Origin of the sequence: Citrobacter portucalensis (genome assembly GCF_023374935.1) — a bacterium.
GTDB classification, from domain to species: domain Bacteria; phylum Pseudomonadota; class Gammaproteobacteria; order Enterobacterales; family Enterobacteriaceae; genus Citrobacter; species Citrobacter portucalensis.
This window is the reverse complement of sequence record NZ_CP092466.1, coordinates 2,584,906-2,598,463: the sequence shown is the minus strand read 5'-3', so window position 1 is coordinate 2,598,463 and position 13,558 is coordinate 2,584,906. Positions and strand designations below refer to the sequence as shown.

11 protein-coding genes are annotated in these 13,558 nt (G+C 53.6%); 8 read left to right on the top strand and 3 right to left on the bottom strand.

The features are described 5' to 3' along the window. Positions 1 to 48: 48 nt before the first annotated feature. The 5 genes from LY264_RS12640 (at position 49) to LY264_RS12620 (ending at position 7,695) form a co-directional block, all read left to right on the top strand. Entirely contained in the window at positions 49 to 3,789 is a 3,741-nt protein-coding gene (locus LY264_RS12640) for a nitrate reductase subunit alpha (protein ID WP_048227610.1), read from the top strand. Next, positions 3,786 to 5,330 carry a nitrate reductase subunit beta gene (gene narH / locus LY264_RS12635; RefSeq protein ID WP_008784807.1) on the top strand — a complete coding sequence of 515 codons (1,545 nt, stop codon included), beginning with the start codon at positions 3,786 to 3,788 and terminating at the stop codon, positions 5,328 to 5,330. Before LY264_RS12640 ends, narH begins: the two co-directional genes overlap by 4 nt. Continuing rightward, positions 5,330 to 6,025: a nitrate reductase molybdenum cofactor assembly chaperone gene (gene narW / locus LY264_RS12630; RefSeq protein WP_048227609.1), complete on the top strand. Its 696-nt coding sequence runs from the start codon at positions 5,330 to 5,332 to the stop codon at positions 6,023 to 6,025. Before narH ends, narW begins: the two co-directional genes overlap by 1 nt. Continuing rightward, complete coding sequence (gene narI / locus LY264_RS12625) at positions 6,022 to 6,702, top strand: respiratory nitrate reductase subunit gamma (RefSeq protein WP_003833047.1); 681 nt, start codon at positions 6,022 to 6,024, stop codon at positions 6,700 to 6,702. Before narW ends, narI begins: the two co-directional genes overlap by 4 nt. 99 nt (positions 6,703 to 6,801) lie before the next feature. Further along, a complete protein-coding gene (locus tag LY264_RS12620) occupies positions 6,802 to 7,695 on the top strand; it encodes a PhzF family isomerase (protein WP_048227608.1) in 894 nt (297 codons plus the stop codon). A gap of 58 nt (positions 7,696 to 7,753) precedes the next feature. Here the strand turns inward: LY264_RS12620 and nhoA are convergent, their stop codons facing one another. Then, positions 7,754 to 8,599 carry an N-hydroxyarylamine O-acetyltransferase gene (nhoA, locus tag LY264_RS12615; protein WP_048227607.1) on the bottom strand — a complete coding sequence of 282 codons (846 nt, stop codon included), beginning with the start codon at positions 8,597 to 8,599 and terminating at the stop codon, positions 7,754 to 7,756. Positions 8,600 to 8,756: 157 nt separating this feature from the next. On the opposite strand from nhoA, the gene LY264_RS12610 reads away from it, so the two are divergent. Together LY264_RS12610 and LY264_RS12605 are read left to right on the top strand one after the other, a co-directional pair. Continuing rightward, complete coding sequence (locus tag LY264_RS12610) at positions 8,757 to 9,329, top strand: flavin reductase family protein (RefSeq protein ID WP_048227606.1); 573 nt, start codon at positions 8,757 to 8,759, stop codon at positions 9,327 to 9,329. Between the two features lie 214 nt (positions 9,330 to 9,543). Next, positions 9,544 to 11,520, top strand: coding sequence for an alkyl/aryl-sulfatase (locus LY264_RS12605; protein WP_071692402.1), 1,977 nt, complete (start codon positions 9,544 to 9,546; stop codon positions 11,518 to 11,520). A 37-nt stretch (positions 11,521 to 11,557) separates the two neighbouring features. Here the strand turns inward: LY264_RS12605 and pptA are convergent, their stop codons facing one another. After that, on the bottom strand, positions 11,558 to 11,785 hold the full coding sequence (gene pptA / locus LY264_RS12600; protein ID WP_048227604.1) for a tautomerase PptA: 228 nt from the start codon (positions 11,783 to 11,785) through the stop codon (positions 11,558 to 11,560). Positions 11,786 to 11,824: 39 nt separating this feature from the next. Continuing rightward, positions 11,825 to 12,442 (bottom strand): glutathione S-transferase family protein, encoded by a 618-nt coding sequence (locus LY264_RS12595; protein ID WP_048227603.1) that lies wholly within the window; start codon positions 12,440 to 12,442, stop codon positions 11,825 to 11,827. A 112-nt stretch (positions 12,443 to 12,554) separates the two neighbouring features. On the opposite strand from LY264_RS12595, the gene LY264_RS12590 reads away from it, so the two are divergent. After that, positions 12,555 to 13,484, top strand: a complete 930-nt coding sequence (locus LY264_RS12590) for a LysR family transcriptional regulator (protein WP_048227602.1) — start codon at positions 12,555 to 12,557, stop codon at positions 13,482 to 13,484. The last annotated feature ends 74 nt before the right edge of the window (positions 13,485 to 13,558 follow it).

The window sequence follows — 13,558 nt, the reverse complement described above, 5'->3', positions numbered from 1 at the left end:
TGGAGTTCGATTCACCGTCGGCAATATTATCGAAGCAGGAGTTATGTCATGAGTAAACTGTTAGACCGCTTTCGCTACTTTAAACAAAAGGGCGATACGTTTGCCGAGGGGCATGGGCAAGTGATGCACACCAACCGGGACTGGGAAGACAGCTATCGTCAGCGCTGGCAGTTCGACAAAATTGTGCGTTCTACCCACGGCGTTAACTGTACCGGCTCATGCAGCTGGAAGATCTACGTTAAAAACGGGCTGGTGACCTGGGAAACGCAGCAAACCGACTACCCGCGTACCCGTCCTGACCTGCCAAATCATGAGCCCCGTGGCTGCCCACGCGGCGCCAGTTACTCGTGGTATCTCTATAGCGCTAACCGCCTGAAATATCCGCTGGTGCGTAAACGCTTAATCGAATTGTGGCGCGACGCCCTCTCCCGCCAGCCCGATCCGGTGCTGGCCTGGGAATCCATTATGAACGACCCGCAAAAATGCCAGAGCTACAAGCAGGTACGCGGGCGCGGTGGATTTATCCGTTCGAACTGGAAAGAGCTTAATCAGCTGATTGCTGCCGCCAACGTCTGGACGGTGAAAACCTACGGCCCGGATCGCGTGGTCGGTTTCTCCCCGATCCCTGCGATGTCGATGGTTTCCTATGCCGCCGGCACACGCTATCTTTCGCTAATCGGCGGAACCTGTCTGAGTTTCTATGACTGGTACTGCGACTTACCGCCCGCGTCACCGATGACCTGGGGCGAGCAGACCGACGTTCCTGAATCCGCCGACTGGTATAACTCCAGCTATATCATCGCCTGGGGCTCTAACGTGCCGCAGACCCGTACCCCGGATGCGCACTTTTTCACAGAAGTACGCTACAAAGGCACCAAGACGATTGCCATTACGCCGGATTACTCGGAAGTCGCCAAACTGTGCGATCAGTGGCTGGCCCCTAAACAAGGGACCGACAGCGCGCTGGCAATGGCGATGGGCCACGTCATTCTGAAAGAGTTCCACCTCGACAATCCCAGCGATTATTTCCTCAATTACTGTCGCCGCTATACCGACATGCCGATGCTGGTTTTACTGGATGCCCGCGAAGATGGCAGCTACGTGCCTGGACGTATGATGCGCGCCTCAGACCTTGTCGATGGTCTCGGCGAAAGCAACAATCCAGAGTGGAAAACCGTGGCCTTTAACAGTGAAGGTGAGCTGGTCGTGCCGAACGGCTCCATCGGCTTTCGCTGGGGTGAAACAGGCAAATGGAACCTCGAGTCGTTGGCCGCTGGGGCAGAAACAGAACTTTCCCTCTCGTTGCTGGGTCAGCATGATGAAGTGGCTGGGGTAGCATTCCCCTACTTTGGCGGCAACGAAAACCCACATTTTCGCAGTGTAAAACAAGAACCAGTGCTGATCCGTCAACTGCCGGTAAAACATCTTACCCTCGCTGACGGTAGCCGTTGCCCGGTAGTGAGCGTCTATGATCTGGTGCTGGCGAATTATGGCCTGGACCGTGGTCTGGATGACGTTCATAGCGCGCAAGATTACAGCGAAGTGAAAGCCTACACCCCGGCCTGGGGCGAGCAAATTACCGGTGTGCCACGCCGTCATATCGAACAAATCGCCCGTGAGTTTGCTGATACGGCGCACAAAACGCATGGCCGTTCGATGATCATTCTCGGGGCTGGCGTCAACCACTGGTATCACATGGATATGAACTACCGAGGCATGATTAACATCCTGGTGTTCTGTGGCTGCGTGGGACAAAGCGGCGGCGGCTGGGCGCACTATGTGGGTCAGGAGAAACTGCGACCGCAAACCGGTTGGTTGCCGCTGGCCTTTGCGCTGGACTGGAACCGACCACCGCGTCAGATGAACAGCACTTCGTTTTTCTATAACCACTCCAGCCAGTGGCGTTATGAAAAACTCACCGCGCAGGAACTCCTCTCTCCGCTGGCCGACGCGTCGAAGTTTAGCGGACATTTGATTGACTTTAACGTGCGGGCTGAAAGGATGGGCTGGCTGCCGTCTGCGCCGCAGCTTAACCTCAACCCTTTGACTGTTAAAGCAAAAGCCGAACAAGCAGGGCTATCTCCTGCGCAATACACCGCACAGGCGCTGAAGTCAGGTGATATTCGTTTTGCCTGCGAACAGCCAGATAACGGCAAAAACCATCCGCGCAACCTCTTCGTCTGGCGCTCTAACCTGCTCGGCTCCTCCGGTAAAGGGCATGAATACATGCTCAAATATTTGCTGGGTACCGAAAGCGGGATCCAGGGGGAAGCGCTCGGTTCAAGCGAGGGTATTAAACCTGAAGAGGTTGAATGGCAGTCGGCGGCGATAGAGGGCAAGCTCGATCTGCTGGTCACGCTCGATTTCCGTATGTCCAGTACCTGTTTGTTCTCCGATATCGTTCTGCCAACCGCTACCTGGTATGAAAAAGACGATATGAATACCTCGGATATGCATCCGTTTATTCACCCGTTGTCTGCGGCGGTTGACCCGGCATGGGAATCGAAGAGCGACTGGGAAATTTATAAAGGCATCGCCAAAGTATTTTCTGAGGTTTGCGTCGGACACCTTGGACAAGAAACGGATGTGGTATTGCAACCGCTGCAACACGACTCTCCGGCAGAGCTGGCGCAGCCGTTTGACATTCAGGACTGGCGCAAAGGCGAATGCGATCTCCTCCCGGGCAAAACGGCACCGAATATCGCCGTTGTGGAGCGTGACTACCCCGCCACCTACGAACGCTTTACTTCACTTGGCCCGCTCATGGACAAACTCGGTAACGGCGGGAAAGGCATTGCGTGGAATACCCAGGCGGAAGTCGATTTCCTCGGCAAGCTGAACTACACCAAGCGCGAAGGCCCGGCAAAAGGCCGACCGCTGATTGACACCGCGCTGGATGCCTCTGAGGTGATCCTCGCCCTGGCACCGGAAACAAACGGTCAGGTGGCGGTGAAAGCCTGGGAAGCGCTGGGGGCGATGACCGGACGCGACCATACGCATCTGGCGTTGAACAAAGAAGACGAGAAGATCCGTTTTCGCGATATCCAGGCGCAGCCGCGCAAAATCATCTCCAGCCCCACCTGGTCCGGGTTGGAAAGTGAACATGTTTCCTATAACGCAGGCTATACCAACGTCCACGAGCTGATCCCATGGCGTACCCTGTCCGGTCGCCAGCAGCTGTATCAGGATCATGCGTGGATGCGAGCGTTTGGTGAAAGTCTGGTGGCGTATCGTCCACCTATCGATACCCGCAGCGTCAGTGAAATGCGCGAGGTTCCGCCTAACGGCTTCCCGGAAAAAGCGCTCAACTTCCTGACGCCGCACCAGAAATGGGGGATCCATTCCACCTATAGCGAAAACCTGTTGATGCTGACGCTGTCGCGCGGCGGACCGATTGTCTGGATCAGTGAAACCGATGCCAAAGAGCTGGGCATTGAGGATAACGACTGGATCGAAGCCTTCAACGCCAACGGTGCGCTCACCGCGCGTGCAGTGGTGAGTCAACGCGTGCCACCGGGAATGACCATGATGTATCACGCTCAGGAGCGAATCATGAATATCCCTGGCTCAGAAGTGACCGGGATGCGCGGCGGGATCCATAACTCGGTGACCCGCGTCTGCCCGAAACCCACGCACATGATAGGTGGCTATGCGCAGCTGGCATACAGCTTCAACTATTACGGTACGGTCGGCTCTAACCGCGATGAGTTCATCATGATTAGAAAAATGAAAAATATTAACTGGCTGGATGATGAAGGTCGCGATCAGGTACAGGAGGCGAAAAAATGAAAATACGCTCACAGGTAGGCATGGTTCTTAATCTGGATAAGTGCATCGGCTGCCACACCTGCTCCGTCACCTGTAAAAACGTCTGGACCGGGCGTGAAGGGATGGAATATGCGTGGTTTAACAACGTCGAGACTAAACCGGGGATTGGCTATCCAAAGAACTGGGAAGATCAGGAAGAATGGCAAGGCGGCTGGGTTCGCGATGTTAACGGCAAAATAAGACCGCGTCTGGGCGGTAAGATGGGCGTGATCACCAAAATTTTCGCCAACCCGGTGATCCCGCAAATCGATGATTACTATGAACCGTTTACCTACGATTATCAGCATCTGCATAGCGCGCCGGAAAGCAAGAATCAGCCCACCGCGCGTCCGCGTTCGCTGATCGATGGTAAACGGATGGACAAGATTATCTGGGGTCCAAACTGGGAAGAGTTGCTTGGCGGCGAATTTTCAAAGCGTGCCCGCGATCGTAACTTCGAGAAGATGCAAAAGGAGATGTACGGCCAGTTCGAAAACACCTTCATGATGTATTTACCGCGCCTGTGCGAGCACTGTCTGAACCCAAGCTGTGTCGCCACCTGCCCGAGCGGTGCCATCTATAAGCGTGAAGAAGACGGCATTGTGCTGATCGACCAGGACAAATGTCGCGGCTGGCGCTTGTGTATCAGCGGCTGTCCGTACAAGAAAATCTATTTTAACTGGAAGAGCGGTAAGTCAGAGAAGTGCATTTTCTGTTACCCGCGTATTGAGTCCGGCCAGCCGACGGTATGTTCGGAAACCTGCGTTGGACGTATCCGTTATCTCGGCGTATTGCTGTACGACGCCGACCGCATCGAAGAAGCGGCCAGCACCGAGCATGAGACCGATCTCTATGAGCGTCAGTGCGATGTATTCCTCAATCCGCACGATCCGGCGGTTATTGAAGAGGCGTTAAAACAAGGTATTCCGCACAACGTCATCGAAGCGGCCCAACGTTCGCCAGTCTACAAAATGGCGATGGACTGGAAGCTGGCGCTGCCGCTGCACCCGGAATATCGCACCCTGCCGATGGTCTGGTATGTACCGCCATTGTCACCGATTCAGTCGGTCGCCGACGCGGGCGGACTGCCGCACAATGGCAACATTTTGCCGGCGGTTGAGTCGCTGCGAATTCCGGTTCAGTACCTCGCCAACATGCTCAGTGCGGGTGATACCGGTCCGGTGCTGCGCGCGCTGAAACGTATGATGGCCATGCGCCACTATATGCGTGCGCAAACAGTGGAAGGCGTGACGGACACCCGCGCGATAGAGGAAGTAGGTTTGACCGTTGAGCAGGTTGAAGAGATGTATCGCTATCTGGCCATCGCCAACTATGAGGACCGCTTTGTGATCCCGACCAGCCACCGTGAAATGGCGCGCGATGCCTTCCCGGAGAAAAACGGCTGCGGATTTACTTTCGGTGACGGCTGCCATGGCTCAGATACCAAATTCAACCTGTTTAACAGTAGCCGTATTGATGCCATCGACATCACCGAAGTGCGCGATAAAGCGGAGGGTGAATAATGCAAATCCTGAAGGTTATCGGCCTGCTGATGGAATATCCCGACGAGCTGCTGTGGGAGTGTAAAGACGACGCGCTGGCGCTTGTGGCCAGCGATGCCCCCATGCTTACCGAATTTAGCCAGGGATTGCTCAATGCGCCACTGCTGGATAAACAAGCGGAATGGTGCGAAATCTTTGACCGGGGCCGGGCCACCTCTCTGCTGCTGTTTGAGCACGTGCACGCCGAGTCCCGTGACCGGGGTCAGGCGATGGTTGATCTGCTGGCGCAGTATGAAAAGGTCGGGCTACAGCTCGACTGCCGCGAACTACCGGATCACCTGCCGTTGTATCTGGAGTATTTGAGCGTGTTGCCGGAGGACCAGGCCAAAGAAGGACTGCAGAACGTTGCCCCGATTCTGGCTCTGTTGGGCGGGCGCTTAAAACAGCGCGATACGCCGTGGTATCAACTGTTTGACGCCCTGCTGCTGCTTGCCGGAAGCCCTCTTTCAAGTGACAGTGTCACTAAGCAGGTTGGTGCTGAAACCCGCGATGATACTTGTCAGGCGCTGGATGCGGTGTGGGAAGAGGAACAGGTGAAGTTTATCGAGGATAACGCCACCGCCTGCGACAGTTCACCGTTACAAAACTATCAACGACGCTTTAGCCAGGACGTTGCGCCGCAGTATGTCGACGTCAGCGCGGGAGGCCCGAAATGATACAGTACCTGAACGTCTTTTTTTACGATATCTACCCGTACCTGTGCGGTACGGTATTTATCCTCGGCAGTTGGCTACGCTATGACTACGGGCAATACACCTGGCGCGCCTCTTCCAGCCAGATGCTGGACAAACGCGGCATGGTGCTGTGGTCAAACCTGTTCCACATCGGCATTCTGGGGATCTTTTTCGGTCACCTGTTCGGCATGCTAACGCCGCACTGGATGTATGCCTGGTTCCTGCCGATTGCGGTGAAACAACAGATGGCGATGATTGCCGGTGGGCTTTGTGGCGTACTGACGCTGGTTGGTGGCGCAGGTTTGCTGGTGCGGCGTCTGACCAACCCGCGCATTCGTGCAACGTCTTCCACCGCTGATATTCTGATCCTTTGCGTTCTGCTGATTCAGTGTATCCTCGGCTTAACCACCATCCCGTTCTCCGCACAGCATCCTGACGGCAGTGAAATGCTGAAACTGGTTGGTTGGGCGCAGTCAGTGGTGACCTTCCAGGGCGGCGCATCTGCACATCTGGATGGCGTGGCGTTGATTTTCCGTGTGCACCTGGTTCTGGGGATGACTATCTTTCTGCTATTCCCGTTCACCCGTCTGGTCCACGTATGGAGTGCGCCGTTTGAGTACTTCACTCGCCGCTATCAGATAGTGCGTTCCCGCCGATAATTGAACTCTGATGCCCGGTAGCGCTTGCGCTTACCGGGCCTGCATCGCTATCCCGCTTTTTGTACGTTATGATGCTTCTCCATTTCAGGGAGAACACTAATGAAACCACAGGTTTACCACGTCGATGCCTTTACCCCGGTCCCTTTTCGCGGCAACTCAGCAGGTGTGGTTTTACATGCTGATGGACTGAGTGACGCGCAGATGCAGCTCATCGCTCGCGAGCTGCGTCATTCAGAAACCGCATTTCTGCTGACCAGTGACGACAGCGATGTTCGCATCCGCTATTTCACCCCGACGGTCGAAGTTCCTATCTGTGGGCATGCTACCGTCGCAGCGCATTATGTGCGGGCCAAGGTGCTGGGTCTGGGCAACTGCACGGTCTGGCAAACCTCGCTGGCCGGACGTCATCGGGTGGATATTGACGCTACCGGGAACGACTATCGCATTAGCCTTGAGCAAGGTGAACCGGGTTTTGAACCTCCGCTGGAGGGTGCTGTTCGTACTGCGATTCTCGATGCGCTGCACCTGAGCGAAGACGATATGCTGGCAGGCTTACCCATTCAGGTTGCCACGACCGGACATTCGAAAGTGATGATTCCACTGAAACCCGAGGTGGACCTTGACGCCCTTTCCCCTGATTTACCGGCTTTGACCGCCATCAGCCAGCAAATTGGCTGTAACGGCTTTTTCCCTTTTCAAATCCGCGAGGGCGAAAACGCCACTGATGGCCGCATGTTTTCACCTGCTATTGGTATTGTGGAAGACCCGGTTACCGGCAATGCCAACGGTCCAATGGGCGCGTGGCTGGTCCACCATGGGCTGATGGCGCATGATGGGAAAACGTTACGTGTTCAGGGGCATCAGGGCCGTGCGCTCGGGCGCGACGGGATTGTTGATGTGACGGTAACTATCCGTGAAAACCAGCCGGAAAAAGTCACCATTACCGGTTCGGCGGTGATCCTGTTTCACGCAGAATGGGCGATAGATTTTTAATTGTTCCCGTAGGCCGGATAAGGCGATGACGCCGCATCCGGCATTAATTCCGATGCCCCTATTTCCCCGCCTCCGGATGCGTATCAAACGCCGCCATTACCGTCGCTAACTCATCTTCGGTAAACCCATGCTTCACGTCATCCACACCCAGTCCAAATCGTTCTTGCAACAACGCATACAAACTGGCGACGTCAGGCAAATTAATCTGCTCTACCGCATGTCCATCCTGATAATGGGTAAAGTGAAAATTGGTTAACGTTAATTTCCCGCCGTCGGGCAGATGACGGCACATCAGCAGATGATGGCGAAAATGTGATTGCGGCCAGTGTGCGGACCAGAAGTTGCCCATCAGATAATCGCTCTGATGCTGCACGACCAGATCGAAACGATACATTGACTGCCAGTGTTCGTGATGACGGAACTGGAGGATCCAATCTTCACCTTCCTGAATCAGCCGATATTCGCCGTGTGGCGTCTTCTGCTCAGTGTTGGCCTGCAGACGAATTGGTGCTGTCAGCGTTTGCCCGCCGAAGCCAACGTCGGCGATCCACAACTCTCCCTGCAACTCAACCAGCAACAAGCGATGCGTGCGCGGCGGCAGGCTTGACGGGTTTGCCAGCACCACACGACCGAGCAGACTGCGTACGTTAAAACCGATTTCGCGTAACGCGCGCTCAAACACGCCGTTCTGTTCAAAGCAATAACCGCCACGACGCGCCGTTACCAGCTTCTCTTCCAGCGACAAATCGTCAAGCTGCATCTCTCTTGGTAGTAATACATCCAGGTTTTCAAATGGAATCGCGCTGTTGTGCAGTAGATGTAGCGCTTGCAAGGTTTCAATGTTGACGTTGGCCGAACCTGACCAGCCAATACGGGCAAAATATGCGGTTAAAAAAGGCGTCATAGGGAGTTCCTGTTCGATTAATGCAGTACTTATAACGTATTTTTCGTTTTACGCTGTCGATTTTGTGCGTTGTTCATTCCTGTGAGGCGACAAAATCGCTAATACCGTTAATATCTATGTTTATTGTGGTGTGTTATCTCTCAGCCAAGGAGCATCCATGAGCCATTTTCGTCCGATCGAATTAAAACATGCCAGTCGGCTACTCAATCACGGCCCAACGATTTTGATAACCAGCCGGGATGAGCATACCGAGCGGCGAAATGTGATGGCTGCGGCATGGTCAATGCCCGTGGAATTTGAGCCGCCGCGGATAGCAATTGTTGTTGATAAGACCGCCTGGTCGCGCGAACTCATTGAACGTAGCGGTAAATTCGGCATCGTTATTCCGGGCGTTGCCGCCGTCAACTGGACCTGGGCAGTCGGCAGCGTTTCCGGTCGCGTGGAAGATAAATTCAACTGTTATGGCATTCCCGTGGTACACGGGCCGGTACTGGGTTTACCGCTGATAGAAGCGAAATGCCTGGCATGGATGGAGTGTCGCCTGTTGCCAGCCACGGCGGCACAGGAAAAGTATGACACCCTGTTTGGGGAAGTGGTCTCCGCTGCCGCTGATGAGCGAGCCTTCGTGGAGGGACGCTGGCAGTTTGATGATGGCAAGCTCAATACTATGCATCACCTTGGGGCCGGAACGTTTGTCTCCAGCGGGAAACGCATTATCGCAGGTGAATGATAGTATGCTAACGGATGGCAGTTCTGCTCTGTCATCCGCAATTTTTTCTTAAAACTTCTGAAAAACCAGTTAGATAAATTACTCACCCTTCCTTGCTGAATCATTCATGTGAATTATAGTTAATGTTGCACTAACTCAAATACCTAATCAAAACGCTATCCTTCAAAGCAGCATCCCCCCAACTGTACTTTTGAAGTGTCAGAGAGGTTTTACGATGCAACTTAATAGAATCGCACAAAGTTTTATACTTGCTGGGTTACTCACATCGTTTTCTGTTCCCCTTATGGCGGCTGAAGCCCCCAAAAACGCTACAGCCGCCACGCAACAAGCCAACAACGCGCTTTACAATCAACTGCCCTTCTCCGATAACACCGACTTTACCGACGCCCACAAAGGCTTTATCGCTCCACTCCCGCAGGAAGTGATCAAAGGCGAACAGGGAAATGTTATCTGGAATCCGCAGCAATACGCGTTTATCAAAGAAGGCGATAAAGCCCCGGATACTGTAAACCCGAGCCTGTGGCGTCAATCTCAGTTGATCAACATCAGCGGGCTGTTTGAAGTAACGGATGGTGTTTACCAGATTCGTAACCTCGATCTTTCGAACATGACCATCATTGAAGGGAAAGAAGGCATCACCGTTGTTGACCCGCTGGTCTCGGCAGAAACGGCCAAAGTCGGAATGGATCTTTACTTTAAAAACCGCGGTCAAAAACCGGTTGTCGCGGTAATTTATACCCACAGCCACGTTGACCATTACGGCGGCGTACGCGGTGTTGTCGATGAAGCCGACGTTAAAGCAGGCAAAGTGAAAGTTTATGCGCCAGCTGGCTTTATGGAGGCCGCGGTCGCTGAGAATATCATGGCCGGTAACGTCATGAGCCGCCGCGCGAGCTACATGTACGGCAACCTACTCAAACCTGATGCCAAAGGCCAGGTCGGCGCGGGACTGGGAACCACGACCTCCGCGGGAACCGTTACCCTGATTGCGCCAACAAATATCATAGAGAAAGATGGACAAAAAGAGGTCATCGACGGCCTGACCTATGACTTCATGCTGGCCCCGGGTTCCGAAGCACCGTCGGAGATGCTGTGGTACATCGAAGAGAAGAAACTGATTGAATCCGCTGAAGATGTTACCCACACCCTGCACAACACCTACTCCCTGCGCGGGGCCAAAATTCGTGAGCCGCTGCCGTGGTCCAAATACATCAACGAAGCGATTGTGCGCTGGGGTGATAAAGCCGAAGTGCTGATGGCGCAGCACCACTGGCCAACCTGGGGTAATGACAAAGTGGTCAGCCTGCTGAAAAGCCAGCGCGACCTGTATCGTTACATCAACGACCAGACGCTACGCATGGCTAACGAAGGCCTGACCCGCGATGAAATCGCTGCCAACTTTAAGCTGCCGGACTCACTGGCACATACCTGGGCTAACCGCGGTTACTATGGTTCCGTGAGCCATGACGTAAAAGCGACCTATGTGCTGTATCTCGGCTGGTTTGACGGCAACCCGGCAACGCTGGATGAGCTGCCGCCGGAAGAGTCTGCGAAGAAATTTGTCGACTACATGGGCGGTGCGGACGCCATTTTGCAGAAAGCAAAAGCCGACTATGACCAGGGTAACTACCGCTGGGTGGCACAGGTGGTAAGCAAAGTGGTGTTTGCCGATCCGAATAACCAGGCCGCACGTAATCTGGAAGCAGATGCGCTTGAGCAACTGGGTTATCAGGCTGAGTCCGGCCCGTGGCGTAACTTCTACCTGACCGGCGCGCAAGAGCTGCGTAACGGCGTGGTCAAAGGCCCAACCCCGAATACCGCCAGCCCGGATACCGTTCGTGCTATGACGCCGGAAATGTTCTTCGATTATCTGGCGGTGCATATTAACGGACAAAAAGCGGGCGATGCGAAGTCGGTGTTTAACATCGATCTTGGTAGCGACGGCGGTAAATACAAGCTTGAGCTGGAGAATGGCGTACTGAACCATACCGCCAATACCGAAGCGAAAGATGCCGACGCCACTGTCACGCTAAATCGCGACACGCTGAACAAAATCATCCTCAAGGAAGTGACGCTGAAACAGGCACAAGACAGCGGTGATGTGAAGATAACCGGTGACGGCGCCAAGCTTGATGCCATGCTCGGTTATATGGATAAGTTCGAATTCTGGTTCAACATCGTTACACCATAAACACAACGAAAACGGGCGGAAATCCGCCCGTTTTTTCTTACATGCTGTAGCCAGGTTTTTTAATCAACCTTGCCATCTGCGGCGCAATTTCCGCATCCCACACACCCTGCCACGCCTCTGGCTCAACTTCATTGAGCGCCACGCTGACTGAACTGTCTTTGCTTTGCAAATGACGAATAATAACCTCGGTAATATCCGCCGCCAGGGCGGTTTTTTGTTCGTCAGTAAGAGCGCGAGGAAAACATTTAATATCAACGTGCGGCATAGCAGATTCCTTATTGTTTTGGTCAGAAAGTGTGTTTTCTCAAATAATCTTATTGCTTTTCAGTACGGTACGCAGCCTCGGATGCTGACAAACCGCATCGGCGATGGCGCTAATATTCGGCGTGTTGTCCTGAAACCAGTCATGCCCTGGTCCCCAGGTGCGCATAACGGCAATGTAAATGTCCAGCAGTGTTAGCTGATCCCCCAATGCGTACGGCTCGGCGCTTAGCTGGTTGTTCAGCCACATATAGAGGGATTTACGGTACTCAATACAGTTCTTTTTCAACTGCGCCGGGGCGTCCGGTACCCATCGGTCAGGATAATCGGCATAGGTAAACGTGGGATAGACATTTGCCATCAACCATATCAGCAGACGCTGAAACTGCTGGCGTTCGGCGTGTCCAACGGGTGGTGAAAGTTCAGGGCGACGATCGAGGATCATCAGCGCGATCGCCGCCGTTTCCGTCATCACGCTGCCATTTTCCAGTACCAGCGTGGGCACCTGGCATAGCGGATTCATTGTTTTAAGCAACTCCCGCGAAGGACCATCGCTGTCAAAACCTTCCACATCAATAAAGCTGTAAGGGATCCCCGCCAGTGTGAGCATCACTTCACTGATGGCCGATCCCCAGCCCGGTACCCCATAGACCTTAATCATGCTGCAACCCCCAACGTTAAAACACTAAGTGTAGAGCAGCATTCAACAACCTATGCAGGCATGATTATTACTATCATAATAACAATGGTCGAATACCGGGGGAGAATAAGCAATGCGTTCCAGTATGTTTGAATATATGACCATTTTTATACAGGTTGTTGAGCAAGGTGGATTTGCCAGAGCCGCAGATGTGTTACACCTGCACCGCCCTGCGGTCACCAAAGCTATCCAACATCTTGAAGACGATCTGGGGGCAAAGTTGCTTAACCGCACGACTCGTAAAGTGAGTCTGACAGAAGAAGGTGATGCTTTTTACCAACGCACAAAAATACTGCTCAGTGACGTTGATGACATTATGGCTTCTTTCTCGCCAACTCGCCCGCCACGCGGAAAACTCAGGGTTAATGCACCTCTGTCGCTGGCGCACTCCGTGTTAGTTCCTGCGCTGAAAGATTTCCAGTCGCGGTATCCTGACATCGAGATGGTGCTCACCTCCACCGACCGTAGAATCGATATGCTTGCCGAAGGTATCGACTGCATGATCCGTATCGGCGAGTTACAAGACTCTTCCCTGATATCCAGGCGACTCGGTGAAGTAAAGATGGTGACCTGTGCGTCACCGGATTATTTGCAACAACATGGCGTACCGCAGACGCCAGAGGATTTATCCCGACACCAGGCACTTAACTTTTTCAGCGAGCGTCACCGCGAAGCGCTGGAGTGGACCTTCGTCAATAAAGGTAAAACCGAATCGTTCACCCCCGCAGGGCGGATAAGCGTTGATAACTCCGATATTCTGTTGACCGGCTGCTTATCTGGACTCGGCATTATACGTGGCGTTCATGCTGTCCTTGCCCCCTATCTTCAGTCAGGCCAGCTTGTTGAGGTGCTGGCCGATTATACCGGAGAATCAAAACCAGTTTCGGTGCTTTACCCGGACAGACGTCATCTCGCCCCTCGGGTTCGGGTATTCATTGACTGGTTATGCGAACTTTTTAGCCAACAAAAACCACGGATTCAGGGATTATTACAAAATAAGTAATAGTGAAGTTCCGCAACAGTGGTTTTTCACTCTCATCTGAGTCGTTAAATTGTGCAGACCCAATACAGAACAAT

What these genes read in the sequence shown, in the direction of transcription:
- narW (WP_048227609.1), top strand. Translation starts at nt 5,330, where the DNA reads ATGCAAATCCTGAAGGTTATCGGCCTGCTGATGGAATATCCCGACGAG.
- nhoA (WP_048227607.1), bottom strand. Translation starts at nt 8,599, where the DNA reads ATGACGCCTTTTTTAACCGCATATTTTGCCCGTATTGGCTGGTCAGGT.
- LY264_RS12605 (WP_071692402.1), top strand. Translation starts at nt 9,544, where the DNA reads ATGCAACTTAATAGAATCGCACAAAGTTTTATACTTGCTGGGTTACTC.
- narH (WP_008784807.1), top strand. Translation starts at nt 3,786, where the DNA reads ATGAAAATACGCTCACAGGTAGGCATGGTTCTTAATCTGGATAAGTGC.
- LY264_RS12620 (WP_048227608.1), top strand. Translation starts at nt 6,802, where the DNA reads ATGAAACCACAGGTTTACCACGTCGATGCCTTTACCCCGGTCCCTTTT.
- narI (WP_003833047.1), top strand. Translation starts at nt 6,022, where the DNA reads ATGATACAGTACCTGAACGTCTTTTTTTACGATATCTACCCGTACCTG.
- LY264_RS12590 (WP_048227602.1), top strand. Translation starts at nt 12,555, where the DNA reads ATGCGTTCCAGTATGTTTGAATATATGACCATTTTTATACAGGTTGTT.
- LY264_RS12595 (WP_048227603.1), bottom strand. Translation starts at nt 12,442, where the DNA reads ATGATTAAGGTCTATGGGGTACCGGGCTGGGGATCGGCCATCAGTGAA.
- pptA (WP_048227604.1), bottom strand. Translation starts at nt 11,785, where the DNA reads ATGCCGCACGTTGATATTAAATGTTTTCCTCGCGCTCTTACTGACGAA.
- LY264_RS12640 (WP_048227610.1), top strand. Translation starts at nt 49, where the DNA reads ATGAGTAAACTGTTAGACCGCTTTCGCTACTTTAAACAAAAGGGCGAT.
- LY264_RS12610 (WP_048227606.1), top strand. Translation starts at nt 8,757, where the DNA reads ATGAGCCATTTTCGTCCGATCGAATTAAAACATGCCAGTCGGCTACTC.